The organism is Burkholderia pyrrocinia (genome assembly GCF_018417535.1).
GTDB classification, from domain to species: Bacteria; Pseudomonadota; Gammaproteobacteria; order Burkholderiales; family Burkholderiaceae; genus Burkholderia; species Burkholderia pyrrocinia_E.
This window is the reverse complement of the sequence record NZ_CP070977.1, coordinates 2,326,418-2,350,413: the sequence shown is the minus strand read 5'-3', so window position 1 is coordinate 2,350,413 and position 23,996 is coordinate 2,326,418. Positions and strand designations below refer to the sequence as shown.

Sequence of the window (23,996 nt, the reverse complement as noted above, 5' to 3'; positions counted from 1 at the left end):
GCGGCCGCGCACGAGAGGACATTCGCATGGGACACCGCTTGAGCAAGATCGCGACGCGCACGGGCGACGACGGTACCACCGGCCTTGGCGACGGGCGACGCATCGGCAAGGACGACGCGCGGATCGCGGCGATCGGCGACGTCGACGAACTGAACTCGAACCTCGGCGTGCTGCTCGCCGAGACGCTGCCGGACGACGTGCGCACGGCGCTCGTCACGATCCAGCACGACCTGTTCGATCTCGGCGGCGAGCTGTGCATCCCCGGCCATGCCGTGCTCGACGACACGCATCTCGCGCGCGTCGACCAGTGGCTCGCCGATTACAACGCGACACTGCCGCCGCTGAAGGAATTCATCCTGCCGGCCGGCTCGCGCGCGGCGTCGCTCGCGCACGTGTGCCGGACGGTGTGCCGCCGCGCGGAGCGCTCGATCGTCGCGCTCGGCCGCAACGAAACGCTCAACGACGCGCCGCGGCGTTACGTGAACCGGCTGTCGGACCTGCTGTTCGTGCTGGCACGCGTGCTGAACCGCGCCGACGGCGGGGCGGACGTGCTGTGGGAGCGCGGACGCATCCGCTAGCGTGCCGTGGCGCTTTTGCGCACTGCGACAATTTGTCTGGGTGAAGCGGGTTTTTAAACATGTATTGTTTATGCATGTTTAACGGAGAACGAACATGACCCACATCACCGCTGACCAGATGGCTCGCGTGAAGGCCACTGCCCCTGTCCTTGCCGTGCACGGCGCGACGATCACGAAGAATTTCTACCAGCGCATGTTCGCGCGTCATCCGGAACTGAAGAACCTGTTCAACCAGACGCACCAGAAGACCGGCAGCCAGCCGGAGACGCTCGCGAAGGCCGTCTATGCGTATGCGGCGAACATCGACAATCTCGGCGCGCTCGGCGGTGCGGTGTCGCACATCGCGCACAAGCACGCGAGCCTGAACATCCGCCCCGAGCACTACCCGATCGTCGGCGAGAACCTGCTCGCGTCGATCGTCGAAGTGCTCGGCGACGCGGTCGACGCCGACACGCTCGAAGCCTGGCGCGTCGCATACGGCCAGCTTGCGCAGATCCTGATCGGTGCCGAGGCCGACCTGTACGCGGGCGCGGCCTGGAGCGGCTTCCGTCCGTTCAAGGTGGCGCGCAAGGTGCGCGAGAGCGACGAGATCACGTCGTTCTACCTGACGCCCGCCGACGGCGGCGCGGCGCCGACCTTCGAGCCGGGCCAGTACGTCACGGTGAAGCGCTTCGTCGGCGATCTCGGCGTCGACCAGCCGCGCCAGTACAGCCTGTCCGATGCGCCGCACGGCAAGTGGCTGCGCATCTCGGTGAAGCGCGAGGCGGGCAAGCCGGAAGCGATCCCGGCCGGCAAGGTGTCGACGCTGATGCACGACGGCGTGGAGGAGGGTGCGATCGTCGAGGTGACCGCGCCGATGGGCGAGTTCTCGCTCAAGCGCGGCGTCGATATGCCGGTGGTGCTGATCTCCGGTGGCGTCGGCCTGACGCCGATGGTGTCGATGGCGTCGACGCTGGTGTCCGAAGGCAGCAAGCGCGACGTGCGGTTCGTCCACGCGTGCCGCTCGGGCGCGGTGCACGCGTTTCGCGACTGGCTGAACGATACGGTGCGCGAGCACCCGAACGTCAAGCGCACGGTGCTGTACGAACTGGTCGGCCCGAACGATCGCGCCGGTATCGACCACGACCGCGAAGGGCGCCTCACGGCGGAACGCGTGAAGGAATTCGCGCTCGTTCCGGACGCCGACTACTATGTCTGCGGCCCGATCGCGTTCATGAAGGCGCAGCGCGATGCGCTCGTCGCGCTCGGCGTTGCGCCGGAACGCATCAATACCGAGATCTTCGGCTCGGGCGCGCTCGAGTGATGCGCTGACGGATCGTCTCCGGCGAAAAAAAGCCCGGCGCGAGCCGGGCTTTGATTGTGATGCCTGCGATGTCGCGCGAATCGCGTCAGGCGCGCAGCCTCGGCAGTTTCACGGAGCGAGCCCCCATTCCCCGCTGACATCTAAGTCAGCGGCGATCGCTTTGTCGCCGGCATTGAATGCCTCGACCGTTGCCGGGATGTTCAACCCGGCAAGCAACTGACGCGCCGCACCGATCCGCTTCGGCGCTGCATACGGGACGATCCGGGCGACCGGATGACCGTTGCGGGCGATCACGGCTTCCGATTCGCGCCCCAATTCGAGCGCTTCGACAAGGCTCGAGAGCCGTGACTTGGCATCGTGCATGTCGGCGGTCGGCATGATCGACTCCTGGTCAGCTAGTCTGGCAGAGCCGAACGCCGGCTGCAGGCTGGCCAGATGGCCAGCCTGCCGGCAAGCGGGGGCCATGGCGATTCAGCCTGCTCGTGCCAGTCAGTTGCCGCTGCCGCGCGTCACGCGGCGCGCCTTGACCGACTCCGCGAGGCCTTCGAGCACCTTCACGCTGTCGTCCCACGCGATGCACGCGTCGGTGATGCTCTGGCCGTAGGTCAGCTCGCAGCCTTCCTTCAGGTCCTGACGGCCTTCGACGAGGTGCGATTCGATCATCACGCCGACGATCCGCGCGTCGCCGGCCGCGATCTGGCGGCCGATGTCCGCACAGACGGGGATCTGGTTCTCGTGCTTCTTCGAGCTGTTCGCGTGGCTTGCGTCGATCATCAGGCGCGCGGCGAGGCCGGCCTTGCCGATGTCCGCGCAGGCGGCGTTCACGCTGTCCGCGTCGTAGTTCGGCGTCTTGCCGCCGCGCAGGATCACGTGGCAGTCCTCGTTGCCGGCCGTCGACACGATCGCCGAATGGCCACCCTTCGTCACCGACAGGAAATGGTGCGGCTGCGACGCGGCCTTGATCGCATCGACCGCGATCTTCACGTTGCCGTCGGTGCCGTTCTTGAAGCCGACCGGGCACGACAGCCCCGACGCGAGCTCGCGGTGCACCTGCGACTCGGTCGTGCGTGCGCCGATCGCACCCCACGAGATCAGGTCGGCGATGTACTGCGGGCTGATCATGTCGAGGTATTCGGTCGCGGCCGGCAGCCCCATCTCGTTGATCTGCAGCAGCAGTTCGCGCGCGGTGCGCAGCCCTTCGTTGATCTTGAAGCTGTTGTCGAGGTGCGGATCGTTGATCAGCCCCTTCCAGCCGACCGTCGTGCGCGGCTTCTCGAAGTACACGCGCATCACGATTTCCAGTTCGCCCTTGAAGCGCTCGCGCTCCTTCACGAGCCGGCCCGCGTATTCGATCGCCGCCTTCGTATCGTGGATCGAGCACGGCCCGACCACGACGATCAGCCGGTCGTCCATCCCGTGCAGGATGCGGTGCATCGACTGGCGCGAGTTGTAGATCAGCTCGGACGCGGCTTCGGAGCACGCGAATTCGCGGATCAGGTGGGCGGGCGGCGTCAGTTCCTTGAGTTCGCGAATGCGGACGTCGTCGGTATTGTGCGGGGGCATGCTGTTTCTCCTAATTTTGCGGGCGCCGTTCGGTCAGTGCGCGTGCGGCAGATTCATCAATTCAAGCGATTCAGTGGTTTCGGTCGGGGCCGCGGCGGCGGCGACCAGCTGGCGAAGGGCGAAAAAAAACCGCCGGGTTCGCCGGCGGTTTTTTCGGGAATTTCGGTTGCGCTTTACGCGCCATCAACCCTCTCGATCCGCCAGCGGTCTGAGATACCAAAAAAAGTAAAAATAGAACTTGGCGGACATGACGGGGATTCGGTTCGTCAAAAAAGTTGATTCGGAATTTATACCCCGTCGCCGAGCGGCTGGCAACCAGGGAGCGTCGAAAATGCGGACAATCCGCGCGTTTTCTTCAAAATGCGCGGATTGTCTGCGCGGCGATGCGGTTATGCCGTACCGCCGACCGTCATCTTGTCGATCCGCAGGGTCGGCTGGCCGACGCCGACCGGCACACTCTGGCCTTCCTTGCCGCACACGCCGACACCCGTATCGAGCGACATGTCGTTACCGATCATGCTCACGTACTTCAGCGATTCGGGGCCGCTGCCGATCAGCGTCGCGCCCTTCACCGGGTAGGTGATCTTGCCGTTCTCGATCATGTACGCCTCGGACGCCGAGAACACGAACTTGCCGTTCGTGATGTCGACCTGGCCGCCGCCGAAGTTCACCGCGTACAGGCCGTTCTTCACCGAAGAGATGATTTCCTGCGGATCCTTGTCGCCGTTCAGCATGTAGGTGTTCGTCATGCGCGGCATCGGCAGCGCCGCGTACGACTCGCGCCGCGCGTTGCCCGTGATCGGCATCTTCATCAGGCGCGCGTTCAGCGTGTCCTGGATGTAGCCCTTCAGGATACCGTCCTCGATCAGCGTCGTGCACTGCGTCGGGTTGCCTTCGTCGTCGATGTTCAGCGACCCGCGGCGGTTCGGCAGCGTGCCGTCGTCGACGACGGTCACGCCCTTGGCCGCAACCTGCTCGCCGATCCGGCCCGCGAATGCGGACGAACCCTTGCGGTTGAAGTCGCCTTCGAGCCCGTGGCCGATCGCCTCGTGCAGCAGCACGCCCGGCCAGCCCGGCCCGAGCACGACCGTCATCGCGCCGGCCGGCGCGGGGCGCGCGTCGAGGTTGACGAGCGCCGCATGCACGGCGTCGTCGACGTAGCGCGACAGCACTTCATCGGTGAAGTAGCCGTAGTCGAAGCGACCGCCGCCGCCGCCGGAGCCGATCTCGCGGCGGCCGTTCTGTTCGGCGATCACCGTGACCGACACGCGCACGAGCGGGCGGATGTCGGCTGCGAGCGCGCCGTCGCTGCGCGCGACGAGCACGACGTCGTATTCGCCTGCGAGGCCCGCCATCACCTGCGTGATGCGCGGGTCGCGCCCGCGCGCCATCTGCTCGATGCGCTCGAGCAGCTTGACCTTGGCCGTCGCGTCGAGCGACGCGAGCGGGTCGGACGGCAGGTACAGGTCGCGGCCCGAGATGCCCTTCAGCGACGTCGCGGCCTTGATCTTCTGCCGGCCGCCGCCGGCCGCCGCGATCGCCTTGGTGGCCGCGGCCGCCTGTGCGATCGCTTCGGGCGACAGATCGTCCGAGTACGCGAACGCGGTGCGGTCGCCCGCGACCGCGCGCACGCCGACGCCCTGGTCGATGCTGAAGCTGCCCGACTTGACGATGCCTTCCTCGAGGCTCCACGCTTCGCTGCGGGTCGCCTGGAAGTACAGGTCGGCATAGTCGACGCGATGCGTGAAGATGTCGGCGATCGTGCGCGTGAGCAGGCTTTCGTCGAGGCCGTACGGCGTGAGCAGGATGTCCTTCGCCAGCGCGAGGTTGCGGATGCCGGGTTCGATGATGTTCATGCGGATATCGGGGTTTCTCAAAAAGTTGTCGGGTGCTTCTGGGCAGATGGGTTGGCCGCGCGGCGTTTCAAGCGGGGCAGCGGATTCAGGTCAGCACGCGGTGCCGCCACGCAGGCAGGCTCTGGCGCACGTCGGCGATGCGCTGCGGATCGATCGCGCCGAGCACGACGCTTGCGCCGACGTCGCGGACCGCGACGATCTCGCCCCACGGGTCGATCAGCATGCTGTGGCCCCAGGTGCGCCGGCCGTTCTCGTGCTTGCCGCCCTGCGCGGCCGCGAGCACGTAGCACTGGTTCTCGACGGCCCGCGCGCGCAGCAGCGTTTCCCAGTGCGCGCGGCCCGTCGTATACGTAAACGCCGACGGTACGACGATCAGCGCGCAGTCGCCCATCCTGCGATACAGCTCGGGAAAGCGCAGATCGTAACAGACCGACAGGCCGACCCGCCCGAACGGCGCGTCGAACGCGACGACCGTATCGCCCGCGCGAATCGTGCGCGCCTCGTCGAACGACTCGTCGCCTTTCTCGAAGTTGAACAGGTGGATCTTGTCGTAGCGCGCGGCCTCGTTGCCGGACGGATCGAACACGAGCGTCGTGTTCAGCACGCGATCGGGCTCCGGCGCCTTCAGCGGCAGCGTGCCGCCGATCACCCAGATCCCGTGGCGGCGCGCGGCGTCCGCGAGGAAGCGCTGGATCGGGCCGTCCCGGTAGGGTTCGGCGAGCGCGAGCTTGTCGGTATCGCGGTGGCCCATGAAGCAGAAATACTCGGGCAGCAGCACGAGCTGCGCACCTTCGCCGGCGGCTTCCGCGATCAGGCGGCGGGCTTCGGCGAGATTGCGCGCGACGTCCGGCGTGCTCACCATCTGCAGCGCGGCGACCCGGAAGGGTGTGGCGGAACGGGAAGGTTCGGTCATCGCGAAATCGGTTGCGTCATAAATGGGGTGCGGCCCGGCAGCGCGCGGAACTCAATGGCTCGTCGCATCGGCCGGACCGTGATTCATCTTACCCTGATCGCCCCGCACCCGCTCGATGTGCGGGTGCGCCCACGAGCCCGTGATCGCGTAGTCGAGCGCGAACGCGTGCGACAGCGTTTCCGACAGCGCGTAGTTCGCCGCCAGCACGCCCACGCCGAGCAGCGGATTGATGATCGCCGCCGCGATCGCCGCCGTGCCGGCACCGATCTTCGGCGCGACGTGCGCGTGCAGGTCCTGCGTCTCGGTGCCGAGATCGACCGCGCCGCGCACCGTCACGTTGGCGGGCGCCGTCGTCATCGAGAAGTCGTCGGTGCGCGCGATGCCGTTCGAGATCCGGCCGGTGCCCGTGATCTTGTCGAACGGCAGCCCCTTGCCGACCACGTCGCGGAAATTCAGCGTCAGGAAGCGCGCGAGGCTTTGCAGGCTCAGCACGCCGAGGAGTTTCGCCGCGCCCGGATCGACCTTCAGGATCTGCCCGTGTTCGAGGTCGACCGCGACCTGGCCGCCGAGCGACGGGAAGTCGAGCGCGGTCGGGCCGCCGCGCCAGCCGACCTTGCCCGTGACCGTGCCGTGACCGTCCGCGAGCGTGCGCGGCAGGCCGACGCGGTCGAGCAGCGCGCCCGCGTTGTCGATGTCGAGCTTGAAGTCGAACACGGTGCGGCGCGGCGCATCGTTTTCGTCGGCGCCGCGGGCGAGCGCGCGGCGCGAGGTGCGCCAGTTGCCGGTGGCCGTCAGTTTCGCGGCCGGGTTCGACAGTTCCAGCTTGTCGAGCTGCCACACGGGCGTGCCGTTCTCGTCGATGTTGCGTGCGTTGACGACGAGGCGGCCGATGTCGTGGTCGCGTGCGACCACCTGGTCGACGATCAGGTCGACCGACGGCATCGGGCGGTCGGTCGGTGTCGGCAGGTTCATCGCGCGGCCGACCAGGTCGTGCTGCGCGCTGTCCGGAATCACGAGCTTCGCGAGCCGCGCGTTCAGTACGCCCGCGCCGTTGTGGCCGCCGCCCGGCGCCCACGACAGGTAGCCCGACACCTGGTTCGATGCGATGTTCGCCTGCCACAGCTCGTCGACGTGCGACGCGCCGACGATCACGTTTTCCCAGTTGCGCTTGAGCAGTTTCAGCGTGCCGAAGTGGAACGCGAAGCGCTTCGGCGCGAAGCTCGCGAGATCGACGCGCGACGGCGCCTGCGGCTCCGGCGCGCGCGGCGTGTCGGGTTTCAGCGTGCGGGCGAGCGCGATCCATGCGTCGGCGTCCAGCTCGTCGACGTCGACGGCCGCGCTCACGCCGTCCTGCGGCATGTCGGGCATCCGGTGGATCCCCATCGCGCCGCGCACCGCGCGCAGCGGCTGGCCGCGCGTCGCGTCGAGCAGGTAGGTCGCGGACACGGGGCCGAGCGTCAGGTCGGCGTGCTCGAGGCGCTTGCCGTCGGCTTGCGGCGCCGGCTGCAGCGTGAAGCTGAACGGCATCGGCGTGCCGGCCGCCTTCGCGAACGGCGCCGGGAAGTTCAGCGCAACGCCCGTCAGGTCGGAATGAGCGGTGATGTCGGGCAGACGGCCCGGTGCACCGCGCACGGCGACCTTGTACGGGGCGTCGCCGACCACATGCTCGAGCAGCGCGGCGGCCGCGCCGTGCAGGTTCAGGCCGCGCGCGGCGTCGAGCGCGAGCCGGCCGTCGACATCCACCGCGTACGGGCCGTGCGACTTGAAATTGCCGTTCGCGCGCACCGGGCCGCCGAGGAAGCGCCCCGACAGGTCGTGCAGCGACGCGCCGGCCTCGGTGAACCGGACGCTGCCGCGCAGCGCGGACAACGGAGGCACGCCGCTGGTCGACAGCGTGTTGCCGCCGAACGCGAGCGCGCCTTCGACGTGCGTGTGCGGATGCGCGACGTGCTGCGGAATCGTGATCTTGAGCGCGAGCGACGCGGGCCCCTGCGCATCGATCCGCTGGCCGACATGTCCGCTCATCGTGCCGAGCGAGCTGTTGTCCGCGTAGTCGATCAGGTCGGCGAGCGGGCCCTGCGCATGGCCGTCGATGATGAGCGGTGAGTGGGACGGATTGCCGAGATCGTCGATGCGGCCCGCGACCTTGGTCAGCGCGACGCGCTTGTAATGCGCGCGGTCGATGTCGAAGCGCAGCTTGTTCTGCGCGAGCTCGAACACGCCGTCGATCCCGTCGAGCGCCGGCCACACGCTCGGCGTGCCGTTCGCGAGCTTGCGCGGCGGGTACGGTGTCGGCTCGAAGCGGCCGCCGGTGAACGGCGCGACGATGTGGAACACGCCGGCGTCCGGCTCGTGTTCGAACGGGAATTTCTCGAGCGGACCGCGGGCGACGATCGACGCGCCCTTGGTCACCTTGCCGTCCTGCAGCGCGTGGCCGAGGTAGTCGCGCAGGTGCTCGGACATCCCGGTCGGCAGGTAGCGCGGAATGCGCGCCACCGACGCGCGTGCGAATTCGGCGCGCAGGTCGAGCGAGCCGCGGCCGTGGCCGGGGTTCGTGTACGAGCCCGACACCGCGATTTCGGCATCGGGGTTCACGACCAGCAGGTCGGGCAACGTCACGTCGACGCGCGCATGCTTGTCGCCGGGTGCCGGCGTGATCACCCATTTGGCGTTGCCGCGCAGCCGGTCGAACGTCAGGCGCGGCTCGTCGAACTCGCCGGGCACCGTGACGGCCGCGTTCACCGTGTCGAATTTCGCGGTGCCGCCGGTTTCGTTCGCGTCGACGCGGCCCCACAGGTTCTCGATGCCGGGCCAGCCCGCGCGCGGGTGGCCACGCGGCGACAGGCCGGGCGGCGGCTCCTGCGCGGCGAAGCTGATGCCCTGCAGGTCGCCGAGGAAGCGGTAGCGGACGATCGGCGCGGCGCCGGTGCGGCGCTCCTCTTCCGCGAGGTCGGCCCGCGCGGGCTTCGCGCGCTCGACCTCGATCTGGTAGTTCGACACCATCCCGCGCGGGTCGAGCTTGATCAGCTCGTTGCGCAGGCGCGCCGGCAGCGGCAAGCCGCGGATGAATTCGCTGAGGATGCCGAGATCGACGCGGTCGCCGACGACGCTGATCAGTTGCCCCTGGCTGGCCGTCGGCACGCGGTAGCGGGCCGTCAGCGTCGACAGCGCGAGCGAGCGGGCGAGCGGCGTGCCGTCGTCGAGCGGCGGCTGGCCGAGTTCCGCGTGGAAGCGCGACAGGTGCAGCGTGTAGTCGTGCCCCGTGTCCATCGCCATGTCCCAGCCGAACCCGACCGCCGGCACGTCGAGCCGCGGCTGCGTCGGCCGCACGCGCAGCGTGACGTCGGCGCCCTGCAGGTCGCCGCCCGCCGAGCGCAGCCGGCCGTCGCGGAAGGTCGCCCAGATCGCGTTGTCGATGCGGCCCGCATGGATCGTGAGCGGGATGTCGAGGTAGCGGGCGAGCGTCTGCAGATCGACGGGGCCGGTCGACAGGTACGCGTCGCCGGTCCAGTTCGTCGGCTTGCCGACCGGCGCGAGCGCCTTGTGCGTGAAGCGCGCGCGGAAATCGAGCGGACCGAGCAGCAGCGTGCCGTTCGCGGGCGCCTGCAGCGCGGCCTTGTGCACGCGGCCGCCGTTGAGCACCGCGATCCGGATGCCTGACAGCACGAGCTCCGGCGCGGCGTGCTGCGCATCGCGCCAGCGCAGCGTGCCGCCGCGCAGCACGATCGCTTCCTGCTTCAGCAGCCACGTGCCGAAGGTGTCGTTGCCGCCGTGGGTGGTCGCCACGCCGACGCCCGCGATGCTCAGCGAGCCGTCGGCCGCGCGTGCGACGACGAGGTCGGGCTGGTCGACGATCAGGCTCGACAGCGCGGGCGACAGCCGCAGCAGCGACATCCACGACAGCGCGGCCGTCGCATGCGGCACCGACAGCGCGACCTTGCCGTCACGGCCGCGGATCGTCAGGTTCGTGAGTTCGACGCCCGGCTGCATGCCGGACCAGTTAGGGGAAAGCTTGCCGATCGAAAGCTGCGCGTGGAGCTTGTCGGACACGAGGCGCTCGATGCGCGGGCGGAATTCGTCGATGCGGGGCAGCAGCACGTAGCGCAGCCCGAGGAACGCGCCGGCCGCAACGAAGTAGGTGCCGATCCCGACTGCCAGCGTCACCTTGAACACGCGACGCAGGACCGGATGATCGTGCTTGGGAGGTCCCGCTTCGGGCGCAGCTACGGCGGATTCCTGACGGTCGGACATGCGGCGGACGGGCGGCGATATGGTAGTTTTGCAGACTGACGTTGAAATGTATCACACGGGTTCGTGCCGGCGGCCGTTGCGGCAGCGCGGCACGGGCTTTCCGGCGCGCGGTTTCGCGGCGGACGCACGTGCGTCCCGCGATGCCGCGCCGAGTCCATGGGGCCGGCCGGCAGCGGGGCGCGCACGCGTTGGCCCGCACCGGCCGGCCTTACCGCCAGGCCCGCTTTTCGATGACCGACGCTTCCGCCCTGATCAGCACGTCCTATTCCCGTTATATCGCACGCGCGGCCGCCGCGCGGCCCGCGCTGGCCGAGCAGGTCGCCGCGTGGGCCGCCGCGCCGCTCGCCCGCGCGCAGCTCGACGCGCGCCTCACCGAACTGCTCGCGATGCCGGCCGGCACGGCCGCGCCGTCCGACGAGCAACTGAAGCGCGCGCTGCGGCAACTGCGCGCCGAGGCGTTCGGCGCGGTCGCGGAGCGCGACCTGCGCGGGCTGGCGGACGTCGCCGAGGTGACGGGCGCGATGACCGATCTTGCCGAGGTGGCCGTGCAGCGCTCGCTTGCGCTGCTGTCGGCCGAACTCGAGGCGCTGTACGGCGAGCCGCGCGGCGCCGACGGCCAGCGCGTCGTGCTCGGCGTGGTCGGGATGGGCAAGCTCGGCGGCCGCGAGCTGAACGTGTCGTCGGACATCGACCTGATCTTCGTCTACGAGGACGACGGCGAGACGACCGGCGGCGCGCGCGCGCCGCTGTCCACGCAGGAATACTTCACGCGGCTCGGCCGGCGCCTGATCGGCGTGCTGTCCGAGGTCACGGCCGACGGCTATGTGTTTCGCGTCGACATGCGGCTGCGCCCGAACGGCGATTCGGGGCCGCTCGTCTGCAGCCTCGGGATGCTCGAGGAGTATTTCTACGTGCAGGGGCGCGAGTGGGAGCGCTATGCGTGGATCAAGGGGCGGCTCGTGTCGGAAGGCGACAGCGACGCGGCGCAGCGGCTGGCATCGCAGCTCGAGTCGATCGTCAAGCCGTTCGTGTACCGTCGCTATCTCGATTTCGGTGTGATCGGCGCGATTCGTTCGCTGCACCAGCAGATTCGGCAGGAGGCCGCGCGCCGCGCGTCGATGCGGCCCGACAAGGCCGACGACATCAAGCTCGGGCGTGGCGGGATCCGCGAGATCGAGTTCAGCGCGCAGGTGTTCCAGTTGATCCGCGGCGGCCAGGACGCGGAGTTCCGCGTGCGGCCGACGCTCGCGGTGCTGCGCCATGCGCAGGCGCGCGGGCTGATCGGCGAGGACGTGCGCGCAGGCCTGACCGACGCTTACAACTTCCTGCGTACGCTCGAGCACCGGCTGCAGTACCGCAACGACGCGCAGACGCACGCGATGCCGGTCGAGCCCGACGAACGTGCGGCGCTGGCCGCGTCGCTCGGCTTTGCCGACTATGCGGCGCTGATGACGGTGCTGGACGAGTACCGGAACTTCGTCGAGGCGCAGTTCGACCAGATCTTCGCCGACAAGGTGAACGGCGCACCCTGCGGCGCGGGCGAAGAGACGGCCGCCGCGTGGATCTGGAGCGGCGCGCTCGCCGACGACGGCGAGGACGACGCGCTCGCGGCCCGCCTCGACGGCCTCGGCTTCGCCGATCCGGCGGCGGTGCTCGCGCGGCTGCGTGCGGTCTGGCAATCGTCGCGCTACACGGGCCTGCCGGAAAAGAGCCGGCACCGCTTCGACCGCGTCGCGCAGCGCGCGCTGGAGGCCGCGCCGCGGATCGACGCCGCGCGCCGCGACGACACGATCGTGCGCCTGTTCGACCTGCTCGAGACGGTCAGCCGGCGCGGCGTCTATCTCGCGCTGCTGACCGAATATCCGGCCGCGCTCGACCGCGTGCTGTCGGTGCTCGGCGCGACGCGCTGGGGCGGCGGCTACCTGATCCGCCACCCGCAACTGCTCGACGAACTGCTCGACGACGAGGCGATCGCGAGCCCGTTCGACTGGCCCGCGTTCAAGGATGCGCTGCGCGCGCGCCTCGCGGCGGCGGACGGCCCCGAGCAGCAGATGGACCTGCTGCGGCATGCGCAGCACGCGGAGGTGTTCCGGATCCTGCTGATCGATCTCGCCGGGCAACTGTCGGTCGAGCACGTGAGCGACCGCCTGTCCGAGCTGGCCGACGCGGTGCTCGACGTGACGATCGAAGTCGTCTGGTCGCAGCTCGCGAAGCGCCATCGCGACGTGCCGAAATTCGCGGTGATCGCGTACGGCAAGCTGGGCGGCAAGGAGCTCGGCTATGCATCGGATCTCGACCTGATCTTCCTGTACGACGACCCCGACGAGCGTTCGGCGGACGTCTACACGACCTTCACGCGGCGGCTCATCACGTGGCTCACGACGGCGACCGGCGCGGGCGCGCTGTTCGACATCGACCTGCGGCTGCGGCCGAACGGCGAGGCCGGGCTGCTCGTCACCGATCTCGACGCGTTCCGCCGCTACCAGTTGCGCGAGGGCGACGCCGCGAATACCGCGTGGGTGTGGGAGCACCAGGCGCTGACGCGCGCCCGCTACAGCGCGGGCGACACGCAGATCGGCGCGGACTTCGAGGCGATCCGCCAGCAGGTGTTGACGATGCCGCGCGACGGCGGCGTGCTCGCGAACGAGATCGTCGACATGCGCGGCAAGGTGTTTGCCGGCCACCCGAACCAGACCGAGCTGTTCGACCTGAAGCACGATCGCGGCGGGATGGTCGACATCGAGTTCATCGTCCAGTACTGGGTGCTGCTGCACGCGTCGAGCGACGCCGAGCTGATCCGTAACACGGGCAACATCGCGCTGCTGCGCGAGGTCGCGCGCTTCGGGCTGATGGGCGAGGACGAGGCCGAACGCGTCGGCGCGGCCTACCGCAAGTACCGGAAGCTGCAGCATAAGCTGCGGCTCGACGGGATGGAGAAGGCGCGCGTCGAGCCGGCCGTGGTGGCCGACGAGCGGGCGGCCGTGACGGCGCTGTGGACGCGCGTGTTCGGGGCGGTTGAAACGGGCGTTTGAACGGGAGCGGGGCGGGCTGCGGGCGTTTCATCCACAGCCGCTCCGCGCTGAAAGCCGAACGGTGCGGGCCCGTTCGGCTTGGTCGGGACAATCTGGCGGCCGCGTCAGGCCGCCAGCATTTCCTTCGCGTGCTTGCGCGTCGTTGCCGTGATCTCGAGCCCGCCGAGCATCCGCGCGACTTCCTCGATCCGGTTGGCGCGGTCGAGCGCGACGACCGTCGACACCGTGCCGCCGCGATCGTCGGCGCCCTTCGCGACCTGGAAGTGGTGGTCGCCGCGCGCGGCGACCTGCGGCAGGTGCGTCACGCACAGCACCTGGCGGTCGCGCCCGAGCTGGTGCAGCAGGCGGCCGACCACTTCGGCGACACCGCCGCCGATCCCCGTATCGACTTCGTCGAAGATCAGCGTCGGCGTCGGGCTCGCCGCGCTCGCGATCACGGCGAGCGCGAGGCTGATCCGCGCGAGCTCGCCGCCCGACGCGACTTTCCCGAGCGGCCGCAGCGGCACGCCGGGGTGCCCGGCGACCCGGAACTCGACCTGCTCGAGCCCGTGCGGGCCACCGTCGGCGAGCGGCACGAGCGCGACTTCGAAACTTCCGCCCGCCATCGACAGTTCCTGCATGCCGGCCGTGACGGCCGTGCCGAGCGCCCTGGCGGCCTGTGCGCGTGCCTTGGACAGGTGCTTTGCGTCGGCGAGATAGGCTTCCCGCGCCTTGGCCTGCGTCGCCTCGAGCGCGCCGAGATCGGCGGCCGCGTCGAGCGCGGCGAGCTGCGCGCGGCGTGCCGCATGTTCTTCGTGCAGCGTGCCGGGCGGCAGCCGGAACTTGCGGGCGGTCGAGTGCAGCGCATCGAGACGCGTTTCGACCTGCGCGAGCCGCTCCGGATCGAGATCGACGCGCTGCGCGTAGTGCGACAGCGAATAGACGGCCTCCTGCAGCTGGATCTCGGCCGGCTCCAGCGACGCGAGCGCGTCGCCGAGCGCGGTGTCGTAGTCGGCGAGGCCGCGCAGTTTCGACACGATCGCGCCGAGCTGCGCGAGCATCGCGTCGTCGGCCTCGGACAGCGCGTTGAGCGCGCCGCGCACGCCTTCGATCAGGTTCGCCGAATGCGACAGGCGCTTGTGCTCGTTGCTGACTTCGTCCCATTCGCCGGCTTGCGGCGCGAGCTTGTCGAGCTCGGCGAGCTGCCACGCGAGCTTTTCGCGTTCGAGCTGCAACTCGCGCTCGTGCGCCTTCGCGGCATCGATCGCCTGTGTCGCGTCGCGCCAGACGCGCCACGCGCGCGCGACGTTCGCGGCATCGGCGACGAGCCCCGCGTGCGTATCGAACAGCTCGCGCTGCGCATCGGGGCGCATCAGCAACTGGTGCGCGTGCTGGCCGTGGATGTCGACGAGCATCTCGCCGAGTTCGCGCAGTTGCGCGAGCGTTGCGCTGGTGCCGTTGATGAACGCGCGCGAACGGCCGTTCGCGTCGATCACGCGGCGCAGCATCACGGTGTCCTCGGCGTCGAACGCATGTTCGTCGAGCCAGCGCGCGACGCGGTCGTGCGGCGTGAATTCGGCCGTGATGTCGGCGCGGCCGCAGCCGGTGCGCACGACGCTCGCGTCGGCACGTTCGCCGAGCGCGAGGGCGAGGGCGTCGATCAGGATCGATTTCCCGGCGCCGGTTTCGCCGGAGAAGACGGAAAAGCCGCTGTCGAATTCGAGATCGAGCGCGGCCACGATGACGAAGTCGCGGATCGAGAGGTGGCGGAGCATGGTGTCGGGCGGGTGGGCGTCAGGACGCCTTGTCGTCTTCGTTCGATGCGTGTTCGTTCCAGTGCAGCTTCTTGCGCAGCGTCGCGTAGTAGCTGTAGCCGACCGGGTGCAGGAACGGCACCGTGTGCTTCGAGCGGCGCACCTCGATCGTGTCGTTCAGTTCGAGCGCGGTGAACGACTGCATGTCGAAGTTCACGTTGACGTCGCGCCCGCCGACGATCTGGATCGCGATCTTCGAATCGTCGGGCAGCACGATCGGCCGGTTCGACAGCGCGTGCGGCGCGATCGGCACGAGCACGATGCCCTGAAGCTGCGGATGGAGGATCGGGCCGGCCGACGACAGCGCGTACGCGGTCGAGCCCGTCGGTGTGGCGACGATCAGGCCGTCCGAACGCTGGTTGTACATGTACCGGCCGTCGACCGACGCGCGCAGCTCGACCATCCCGGAGATGCCGCTGCGGTTCACGACGACGTCGTTGAACGCGAGCGCGTGGTAGATCGGTTCGCCGTCGCGCACGATCCGGGCCTCGAGCAGCGAGCGCTCCTCGCGCTCGAACTTGCCTGCCAGCATCACGGGGACGAGCGCGTGCATGTCGGCCGCCGCGATGTCCGTGATGAAGCCGAGCCGCCCGTGGTTGATCCCGATCAGCGGCGTCCGGTACGGCGCAAGCTGGCGGCCGATGCCGAGCATCGTGCCGTCGCCGCCCAGCACGACCGCCACGTCCGCACGCGCCCCGATTTCGGCCGGGGTGAGCGCCGGATAGCCGGCGATGCCGATCTCGCGCGCGGTATCGCCTTCGAAGACGACCTCGAAGCCCCGCTTGGCGATGCTGGCTGCCAGAGTAGCGAGCGGCTCGGCGATGCCGGGCGTGTTGCTCCGGCCGACGAGCGCGACGGTGTTGAACTGATTACCGGTTTTCATGCCGGCATTACACCATAGCTCGTTGACGAAAAGAACCGGCTGTGCGCCGACGGGGCCGGATCGGGCCGGCCTGCGCAACGGCGGCCGACGCCACTCGCCGCGGTCGCGCGGTTGCGCTAAAATTTTCCACCATGCTAGATCCTCGCGCACGAACCCTCCTGAAAACCCTGATCGAACGGTATATCGTCGACGGTCAGCCAGTCGGATCGCGCACGTTGTCCCGTTACTCCGGGCTCGAGCTGAGCCCGGCGACGATCCGCAACGTGATGTCCGACCTGGAGGAGCTCGGCCTCGTGTCGAGCCCGCACACGTCGGCCGGCCGCGTGCCGACGCCGCGCGGCTACCGGCTGTTCGTCGACACGATGCTGACGGTCGAGACGCCGATCGACGCCGAGGCCGTCGCGCGGCAGGTGCAGAACACGCTGCAGGCCGGCGAACCGCAGCAACGGGTGGTCGCGGCCGCCGCGAGCGTGCTGTCGAACCTGTCGCAGTTCGCGGGCGTCGTGCTGACGCCGCGCCGCAGCCACGTGTTCAAGCAGATCGAGTTCATGCGCCTGTCGGACAAGCGCATCCTGCTGATCATCGTCACGCCCGAGGGCGACGTGCAGAACCGGATGCTCGCGACGCCGCGCGACTACTCGCCGTCGCAGCTGACCGAGGCGTCCAACTACATCAACGCGCATTTCGCCGGCCTGTCGTTCGACGAGGTGCGCCGCCGCCTGCGCGACGAGATCGACCAGTTGCGCGGCGACATGACCGCGCTGATGCATCTGGCGGTGACGGCCAGCACCGAAGTGCCCGACACCGAGGACTCCGTGCTGATTTCCGGCGAGCGCAACCTGCTCGAAGTGGCGGACCTTTCGTCCGACATGGCCCGGCTGCGCAAGCTGTTCGACGTGTTCGACCAAAAGACGGGCCTCCTGCAACTGCTCGACGTGTCGAGCCACGCCCAGGGCGTGCAGATCTTCATCGGCGGCGAATCGACGCTCGTGCCGATCGAGGAAATGAGCGTCGTCACCGCGCCTTACGAGGTGAACGGGCAGATCGTCGGCACGCTCGGCGTGATCGGCCCGACCCGCATGGCGTACAACCGCGTGATACCGATCGTCGACATCACCGCGCGCCTGCTGTCGCTCACGCTGAGCCAGCAATAGCCTGCGATCGCCGGCCCGATCCCGCCCCGTCATCGTGCCGCGGCGCCGCCTGCGCCGACAGTCGGCCGAACGGCACGGGGCGGCCCGCTATAATTGAGAGCCGTCCGGTCCCGTGCCCCGAGCACGTACTTGCCCATGCGTTTCGATCTTGAGCCGCCTTCGAGCACCGCGGCTGCCCATCGCATCGGCGTGCTGCTGATCAATCTCGGCACGCCCGACGCCCCCACGCCGCGTGCGGTGCGGCGCTATCTGGCCGAATTCCTGTCGGATCCGCGGGTCGTCGAAATCCCGCAGGCCGTCTGGCAGGTGCTGCTGCGCACGCTGATCCTGCCGTTGCGCGGCCGCGCGTCCGCGAAGAAATACGCGGCCGTCTGGATGCCCGAGGGCTCGCCGCTGCGCGTGCACACCGAGCGCCAGACCGACGGCGTGCGGCACCTGCTCGTGTCGAACGGCTATCATGTGCTCGTCGACCATGCGATGCGCTACGGCAGCCCGAACATTGCGCAGGCGCTCGGGCAGTTCAAGCGCTCGGGCGTCGAGCGCGTGCTGCTGATGCCGATGTATCCGCAATACTCGGCGTCGACCACGGCCACCGCATTCGATGCCGCATTCGGCGCGCTCGCGCGCATGCGCAACCAGCCGGAGGTGCGCACGGTGCGGCACTACGCCGACCATCCGGCCTATATCCACGCGCTTGCCGAGCAGGTGCGCCAGTACTGGGCGCAGCACGGCCGGCCCGACTTCGCGGCCGGCGACAAGCTCGTGCTGAGTTTTCATGGCGTGCCGAAGCGCACGCTCGACCTCGGCGACCCCTATCACGACCAGTGCCAGCAAACCGGCGCGCTGCTGATGGCTGCGCTCGGGCTGTCGACGGTCGAATGCCGGATCACGTTCCAGTCGCGCTTCGGCAAGGCCGAATGGCTGCAGCCGTACACCGCGCCGACGCTGCGCGGGTTCGGCGAGGCCGGCGTGCGGCGGGCCGACGTGTTCTGTCCCGGTTTCACGGCCGATTGCCTGGAGACGATCGAGGAGATCGGCATGGAAGTGCGAGACGAATTCCTCGCCGGCGGCGGCAAGGCGTTCCACCGCATTCCTTGCCTGAACGGCGCGCCCGCGTGGCTCGGCGCGATCGGCGAGATCGTCGCCGAGAACCTGCAGGGCTGGCCCGTCAGGGCCGCCCAGCCCGAAACGGTGAGCTGACATGGAACGACCCCCGCACTCACTTCGTTCGCTGCTCCCCGAGGAGGCGGTCGGCCTCCTTGTGGCGGCCCGGCGGAGGCTGACATGAACTACAAGATTTCCACGGAACCGGGCGCGAAGCTGCGCATCGACAAATGGCTGTGGGCGGCCCGGTTCTTCAAGACGCGTTCGCTCGCGACCGATGCGGTCGACAAGGGGCACGTGAAGATCGGCGGCGCGGCGGTCAAGCCGGCGAAGGAGGTGCGCGTCGGCGACGAGGTCGAGATTGCGATCGACGGCATCGTCTGGCACATTGCCGTGCTGGGCGTGTGCGACGTGCGCGGACCGGCGAGCGTCGCGCAGACGCTTTACGCGGAAACGGAAGCGGGGCGGGCCGCGCGGCTTGCCGAACTGGAGCGGCGCCGCACGTATCGCGAGCCGGCGGCCGAACTGCACGGTCGGCCGACGAAGCGCGACAGGCGCATCATCGACAGATTTTCTGGTGGGAGCTGAACATCTGGTCGAAGGTCGCCCGCGCGCTTCCGTATTCGGTCGTGCGGTCGGTAACGGCTCCCGACAGGCAGATGGTGGTGGTGCCGGCAATGAGTACCAGCGCGACCACCGATATCGCAAAGGTCAGTTTCACGGTACTCCCCCTCGAAAAGAAGGGTGAAAACGGCGCCAGGTGGATGTAAGGCGACGGTCAGCTAGGGTAAACACGCTTTTCCGACGCTTGAGTGGAGTGTAGTGCAGCGGGCCTGTGCCAAGCTAGTACTTGCCAGGTAAGCGTTGTTACAGGCCGTTTCGCCCGATCTGGCGGACTATGCGAGGCCTGCACCGACGAAGCGAGCGGTTGTTTCGCGGCATTGGAGAATGCCGGCGAATAACCGTCTTGAAATCGTAGTTTTCGTCCTTATTTGCACCAATGATGTGCGGTGCCGCCGGGTATACGGTCCGGCGGTTGCCGATTTGGCTTCAACCTCTAATCGACTTTCAGCGACATGGAAAATACGCAAGAGAACCCGGCTACCCAATCGGCCGAAGACATCGGCAGCGAGAAGCAGGCGGCGCAAGGCGCTGCTCCCGCCGCCGAAGCAGCCGACGCGGCGCTCGCGGAGGCTCAAGCCAAGGTCGCCGAGCTGCAGGAGAGCTTCCTGCGGGCGAAGGCCGAGACCGAGAACGTGCGCCGCCGCGCGCAGGACGACGTCTCGAAGGCGCACAAGTTCGCGATCGAGAGCTTCGCGGAACACCTGCTGCCCGTGCTGGACAGCCTGGAAGCGGCCGTCAGCGACACGTCCGGCGACATCACGAAGGTGCGCGAAGGCGTCGAACTGACGCTGCGCCAGCTGACGAGCGCGCTCGAGAAGGGCCGCGTCGTCGCGATCAACCCGGTCGGCGAGAAGTTCGATCCGCACCAGCACCAGGCGATTTCGATGGTGCCGGCCGAGCAGGAGCCGAACACCGTCGTCGCGGTGCTGCAAAAGGGCTATACGATCGCCGACCGCGTGCTGCGTCCGGCGCTCGTCACCGTCGCGCAGCCGAAGTAAGGCAGCCGCGATGGTTCCCGCCGGCGTCGATTCGGCCGCGTTCGCCGTGTTCGACATGCAGGCGCTGGCCGCCGACACGTTCGACGCGGGGATCGAAGGCGCGGGCGACGCGCTCGCGGTGGTGTTCTTCTGGGGCGTCGACTGCTTCAACTGCGAGATCGCGAAGAAGGCGATGCTCGCCCAGCCCGACGCGATCCGCGCGCTGGACCTGAAGTGGTTCCATTGCAACGTGTACGAGCACCATCAGCTTGGGCGCCGCTTCGGATTGCACGGCGTGCCGACGTGGTTCTTCTTCCACCGCGGCAAGCGCCTCGGCCGCGCGACGGGCTGGCATGGCCTCGCGCAGTTCCAGGCGGCCGTTGCGGCGGCGCGGGCGAAGATCGCCGCGGCGGCCGGCGATCCGGCGGCCGGCGATCCGGTAGCCGGCGGCGATTGAAAAAATTTAATATCCGCATCGCCTGTCGGGTCTTGAAAACGGACCGGACGGACGCATTTCGGGAACAGAGTTGAATTCTGGCGCGCGATACCGCCCAAAAACGCGGGGTTTCGCGCAGCAAACAGGCATTTCTGGAGATTAGGAAAAATGGGAAAGATCATCGGTATTGACCTCGGCACCACGAATTCGTGCGTTGCCATCATGGAAGGCAACCAGGTCAAGGTCATCGAGAATTCGGAAGGCGCGCGCACCACGCCGTCGATCATCGCCTACATGGACGACAACGAAGTGCTCGTCGGTGCGCCGGCCAAGCGTCAGTCGGTGACCAACCCGAAGAACACGCTGTTCGCAGTGAAGCGCCTGATCGGCCGCCGCTTCGAAGAGAAGGAAGTCCAGAAGGACATCGGCCTGATGCCGTACACCATCGTCAAGGCCGACAACGGCGACGCATGGGTCGAAGCGCACGGCGAAAAGCTCGCACCGCCGCAGGTTTCGGCGGAAGTGCTGCGCAAGATGAAGAAGACGGCCGAGGACTACCTCGGCGAGCCGGTCACGGAAGCCGTGATCACGGTGCCGGCGTACTTCAACGACAGCCAGCGCCAGGCGACCAAGGACGCCGGCCGCATCGCGGGCCTCGAAGTCAAGCGGATCATCAACGAGCCGACGGCAGCCGCGCTCGCGTTCGGCCTCGACAAGGTCGAGAAGGGCGATCGCAAGATCGCCGTGTATGACCTCGGCGGCGGTACGTTCGACGTGTCGATCATCGAGATCGCGGACGTCGACGGCGAAATGCAGTTCGAAGTGCTGTCGACCAACGGCGACACGTTCCTCGGCGGCGAAGACTTCGACCAGCGCATCATCGATTACATCATCGGCGAGTTCAAGAAGGAGCAGGGCGTCGACCTGTCGAAGGACGTGCTCGCGCTGCAACGCCTGAAGGAAGCCGCTGAAAAGGCGAAGATCGAGCTGTCGTCGGGCCAGCAGACCGAAATCAACCTGCCGTACATCACGGCGGACGCGTCGGGCCCGAAGCACTTGAACCTGAAGATCACCCGCGCGAAGCTGGAAGCGCTGGTGGAAGACCTCGTCGAGCGCACGATCGAACCGTGCCGCATCGCGATCAAGGACGCGGGCGTCAAGGTGTCGGACATCGACGACGTGATCCTGGTCGGCGGCCAGACCCGCATGCCGAAGGTCCTGGAGAAGGTGAAGGAGTTCTTCGGCAAGGATCCGCGCCGTGACGTGAACCCGGACGAAGCCGTCGCGGTTGGCGCGGCGATCCAGGGCCAGGTGCTGTCGGGCGACCGCAAGGACGTGCTGCTGCTCGACGTGACCCCGCTGTCGCTCGGCATCGAGACGCTCGGCGGCGTGATGACGAAGATGATCAACAAGAACACGACGATCCCGACGAAGCACGCGCAGGTGTATTCGACGGCGGACGACAACCAGGGCGCCGTGACGATCAAGGTGTTCCAGGGCGAACGCGAAATGGCGGCAGGCAACAAGCTGCTGGGCGAGTTCAACCTCGAAGGCATCCCGCCGGCACCGCGCGGCGTGCCGCAGATCGAAGTGACCTTCGACATCGACGCGAACGGCATCCTGCACGTCGGCGCGAAGGACAAGGCGACCGGCAAGGAAAACAAGATCACGATCAAGGCCAACTCGGGTCTGTCCGAGGCTGAAATCGACCAGATGATCAAGGACGCGGAAGCGAACGCAGCGGAAGACCACAAGCTGCGCGAGCTGGCCGATTCGCGCAACCAGGGCGACGCGCTGGTCCACAGCACGAAGAAGGCGCTCACCGAGTACGGCGACAAGCTGGACGCGGGCGAGAAGGAAGCGATCGAAGTGTCGCTGAAGTCGCTCGAGGAAGTGCTGAAGGACACGTCGGCCGACAAGGCTGCGATCGACGCGAAGGTCGAGGAGCTCGGCAAGGTTTCGCAGAAGCTCGGCGAAAAGATGTACGCCGACATGCAGGCCCAGCAGGCGGGTGCCGCCGGCGCGGCGGGTGCAGCGGAAGGCGCGGCCCATGCGGGCGGTGCGCAGCAGGCTGCCGACGACGTCGTCGACGCCGAGTTCAAGGAAGTGAAGAAGGACTAAGCCGGGTTGCCATGGCACCGCAGGCCGCGCGCGCAAACGCGCGCGGCCTGCGGCTGACAAGCGACTGAAAAGCGGTCTGTCTTTCCTTCCGGATGGCCGGATCGACTCCACGCCTGGCGGGCTTCGCGGCCCTCCGGGCACATTTGTTTTTTGGCGGGTGCTGCGCGAGCCGTCCGCGGACGGCGCAGCGCCAGACGAGTCGAGAGACTTTACTGCAGGCGAAAGGAGCCGCCGCGTGCGCGATGCGTGGCGGCACAGTGAATCGATATGGCGAAACGGGATTACTACGAGGTTCTGGGCGTCGCGAAGAATGCGGGCGACGACGAAATCAAGAAGGCGTATCGCAAGCTTGCGATGAAGTATCACCCTGACCGCAATCCGGACAACAAGGATGCGGAAGAGCATTTCAAGGAGGCGAAGGAAGCCTATGAAATGCTGTCGGACAGCCAGAAGCGGGCCGCGTACGACCAGTACGGCCACGCGGGCGTCGATCCGAACATGGGCGGTGCGGGCGCACAGGGCTTCAGCGGCTTCGCGGATGCGTTCGGCGATATCTTCGGCGACATCTTCGGCCAGGCCGCGGGCGGCGCCGCGCGCGGCGGCCGCGGCGGCCCGCAGGTGTACCGCGGCGCCGACCTGCGCTACAGCATGGAAATCACGCTCGAGCAGGCTGCGCACGGCTACGACACGCAGATCCGCGTGCCGAGCTGGGTGTCGTGCGAGGTTTGCCACGGGTCGGGCGCGAAGCCCGGCACGAAGCCGGAAACCTGCCCGACCTGTCACGGCCAGGGCACGGTGCGCATGTCGCAGGGCTTCTTCAGCATCCAGCAGACCTGCCCGAAGTGCCATGGCACGGGCACCTACATCCCCGAGCCGTGCCTGCATTGCCACGGGTCGGGCAAGGTGAAGGAAACCAAGACGCTCGAAGTGAAGATCCCGGCCGGGATCGACGACGGGATGCGGATCCGCTCGGCCGGCAACGGCGAGCCGGGCATCAACGGCGGGCCGCCGGGCGACCTGTACGTCGAGATCCACATCAAGCCGCACTCGGTGTTCGAGCGCGATGGCGACGACCTGCACTGCCAGATGCCGATCCCGTTCACGACCGCCGCGCTCGGCGGCGAGATCGAGGTGCCGACGCTGGCCGGCCGTGCGTCGTTCCCGGTGCCGGAAGGCACGCAGTCGGGCAAGACGTTCCGTCTGCGCAGCAAGGGTATCAAGGGGCTGCGTTCGAGCATCGCGGGCGATCTGTACGTACACGTGCAGGTCGAGACGCCCGTGAAGCTGACCGACCAACAGCGCGACCTGCTCAAGCAGTTCGAGAAGTCGCTGGCCGAGGGCGGCGCGCGTCACAGCCCGCAGAGCAAGAGCTGGTTCGACCGTGTGAAGAGCTTCTTCGAGTAATGGC

General features: G+C 68.2%; 19 protein-coding genes. 11 read left to right on the top strand and 8 right to left on the bottom strand.

What is annotated here, in order from left to right:
- The first annotated feature begins 26 nt into the window (after nt 1-26).
- Both JYG32_RS10920 and hmpA read left to right on the top strand, forming a co-directional pair.
- Nucleotides 27-578 (top strand): cob(I)yrinic acid a,c-diamide adenosyltransferase, encoded by a 552-nt coding sequence (locus tag JYG32_RS10920; protein WP_174383757.1) that lies wholly within the window; start codon nt 27-29, stop codon nt 576-578.
- A 94-nt stretch (nt 579-672) separates the two neighbouring features.
- Nucleotides 673-1,881 (top strand): NO-inducible flavohemoprotein, encoded by a 1,209-nt coding sequence (gene hmpA / locus JYG32_RS10915; protein ID WP_213263562.1) that lies wholly within the window; start codon nt 673-675, stop codon nt 1,879-1,881.
- 108 nt (nt 1,882-1,989) lie between these two features.
- On the opposite strand, the gene JYG32_RS10910 is transcribed toward hmpA, so the two are convergent.
- On the bottom strand, nt 1,990-2,259 hold the full coding sequence (locus tag JYG32_RS10910) for a type II toxin-antitoxin system Phd/YefM family antitoxin (RefSeq protein WP_213263561.1): 270 nt from the start codon (nt 2,257-2,259) through the stop codon (nt 1,990-1,992).
- A 111-nt stretch (nt 2,260-2,370) separates the two neighbouring features.
- Nucleotides 2,371-3,444 (bottom strand): 3-deoxy-7-phosphoheptulonate synthase AroG, encoded by a 1,074-nt coding sequence (gene aroG, locus JYG32_RS10905; protein ID WP_174383754.1) that lies wholly within the window; start codon nt 3,442-3,444, stop codon nt 2,371-2,373.
- A 42-nt stretch (nt 3,445-3,486) separates the two neighbouring features.
- Between aroG and JYG32_RS10900 the strand changes: the two genes are divergently transcribed.
- Nucleotides 3,487-3,723: a hypothetical protein gene (locus tag JYG32_RS10900; RefSeq protein WP_213263560.1), complete on the top strand. Its 237-nt coding sequence runs from the start codon at nt 3,487-3,489 to the stop codon at nt 3,721-3,723.
- A gap of 110 nt (nt 3,724-3,833) precedes the next feature.
- Here JYG32_RS10900 and tldD read toward each other — a convergent pair whose 3' ends face one another.
- The 3 genes from tldD to JYG32_RS10885 all read right to left on the bottom strand — a co-directional run bounded on the left by tldD (nt 3,834) and on the right by JYG32_RS10885 (nt 10,464).
- A complete protein-coding gene (gene tldD, locus JYG32_RS10895) occupies nt 3,834-5,300 on the bottom strand; it encodes a metalloprotease TldD (protein WP_213263559.1) in 1,467 nt (488 codons plus the stop codon).
- An 85-nt stretch (nt 5,301-5,385) separates the two neighbouring features.
- Nucleotides 5,386-6,213, bottom strand: coding sequence for a carbon-nitrogen hydrolase family protein (locus JYG32_RS10890; protein ID WP_174383752.1), 828 nt, complete (start codon nt 6,211-6,213; stop codon nt 5,386-5,388).
- A gap of 51 nt (nt 6,214-6,264) precedes the next feature.
- Nucleotides 6,265-10,464 (bottom strand): YhdP family protein, encoded by a 4,200-nt coding sequence (locus tag JYG32_RS10885; protein ID WP_213263558.1) that lies wholly within the window; start codon nt 10,462-10,464, stop codon nt 6,265-6,267.
- 230 nt (nt 10,465-10,694) lie between these two features.
- Here JYG32_RS10885 and glnE point away from each other — a divergent pair, with 230 nt between their 5' ends.
- A complete protein-coding gene (gene glnE, locus JYG32_RS10880) occupies nt 10,695-13,496 on the top strand; it encodes a bifunctional [glutamate--ammonia ligase]-adenylyl-L-tyrosine phosphorylase/[glutamate--ammonia-ligase] adenylyltransferase (RefSeq protein WP_213263557.1) in 2,802 nt (933 codons plus the stop codon).
- Between the two features lie 104 nt (nt 13,497-13,600).
- On the opposite strand, the gene recN is transcribed toward glnE, so the two are convergent.
- Together recN and JYG32_RS10870 are read right to left on the bottom strand one after the other, a co-directional pair.
- Complete coding sequence (gene recN, locus JYG32_RS10875; RefSeq protein ID WP_174379890.1) at nt 13,601-15,250, bottom strand: DNA repair protein RecN; 1,650 nt, start codon at nt 15,248-15,250, stop codon at nt 13,601-13,603.
- Nucleotides 15,251-15,269: 19 nt separating this feature from the next.
- A complete protein-coding gene (locus tag JYG32_RS10870) occupies nt 15,270-16,172 on the bottom strand; it encodes an NAD kinase (protein WP_174379889.1) in 903 nt (300 codons plus the stop codon).
- A gap of 131 nt (nt 16,173-16,303) precedes the next feature.
- Between JYG32_RS10870 and hrcA the strand changes: the two genes are divergently transcribed.
- The 3 genes from hrcA to JYG32_RS10855 all read left to right on the top strand — a co-directional run bounded on the left by hrcA (nt 16,304) and on the right by JYG32_RS10855 (nt 19,018).
- Nucleotides 16,304-17,326 carry a heat-inducible transcriptional repressor HrcA gene (gene hrcA / locus JYG32_RS10865; RefSeq protein WP_174379888.1) on the top strand — a complete coding sequence of 341 codons (1,023 nt, stop codon included), beginning with the start codon at nt 16,304-16,306 and terminating at the stop codon, nt 17,324-17,326.
- 135 nt (nt 17,327-17,461) lie between these two features.
- Nucleotides 17,462-18,526 (top strand): ferrochelatase, encoded by a 1,065-nt coding sequence (gene hemH / locus JYG32_RS10860; RefSeq protein ID WP_174379887.1) that lies wholly within the window; start codon nt 17,462-17,464, stop codon nt 18,524-18,526.
- An 84-nt stretch (nt 18,527-18,610) separates the two neighbouring features.
- Nucleotides 18,611-19,018 carry an RNA-binding S4 domain-containing protein gene (locus tag JYG32_RS10855; RefSeq protein WP_011351021.1) on the top strand — a complete coding sequence of 136 codons (408 nt, stop codon included), beginning with the start codon at nt 18,611-18,613 and terminating at the stop codon, nt 19,016-19,018.
- Here the strand turns inward: JYG32_RS10855 and JYG32_RS10850 are convergent.
- On the bottom strand, nt 18,990-19,151 hold the full coding sequence (locus JYG32_RS10850; protein ID WP_006476841.1) for a hypothetical protein: 162 nt from the start codon (nt 19,149-19,151) through the stop codon (nt 18,990-18,992). The genes JYG32_RS10855 and JYG32_RS10850 overlap by 29 nt on opposite strands.
- Nucleotides 19,152-19,506: 355 nt before the next feature.
- Here JYG32_RS10850 and grpE point away from each other — a divergent pair, with 355 nt between their 5' ends.
- The 4 genes from grpE to dnaJ all read left to right on the top strand — a co-directional run bounded on the left by grpE (nt 19,507) and on the right by dnaJ (nt 23,992).
- Nucleotides 19,507-20,052 carry a nucleotide exchange factor GrpE gene (gene grpE / locus JYG32_RS10845; protein WP_174379886.1) on the top strand — a complete coding sequence of 182 codons (546 nt, stop codon included), beginning with the start codon at nt 19,507-19,509 and terminating at the stop codon, nt 20,050-20,052.
- Nucleotides 20,053-20,062: 10 nt separating this feature from the next.
- Nucleotides 20,063-20,488, top strand: a complete 426-nt coding sequence (locus tag JYG32_RS10840; RefSeq protein ID WP_174379885.1) for a thioredoxin family protein — start codon at nt 20,063-20,065, stop codon at nt 20,486-20,488.
- Between the two features lie 147 nt (nt 20,489-20,635).
- Entirely contained in the window at nt 20,636-22,588 is a 1,953-nt protein-coding gene (dnaK, locus tag JYG32_RS10835; RefSeq protein WP_213263556.1) for a molecular chaperone DnaK, read from the top strand.
- A 267-nt stretch (nt 22,589-22,855) separates the two neighbouring features.
- Complete coding sequence (gene dnaJ / locus JYG32_RS10830) at nt 22,856-23,992, top strand: molecular chaperone DnaJ (RefSeq protein WP_213263555.1); 1,137 nt, start codon at nt 22,856-22,858, stop codon at nt 23,990-23,992.
- Nucleotides 23,993-23,996 lie beyond the last annotated feature (4 nt).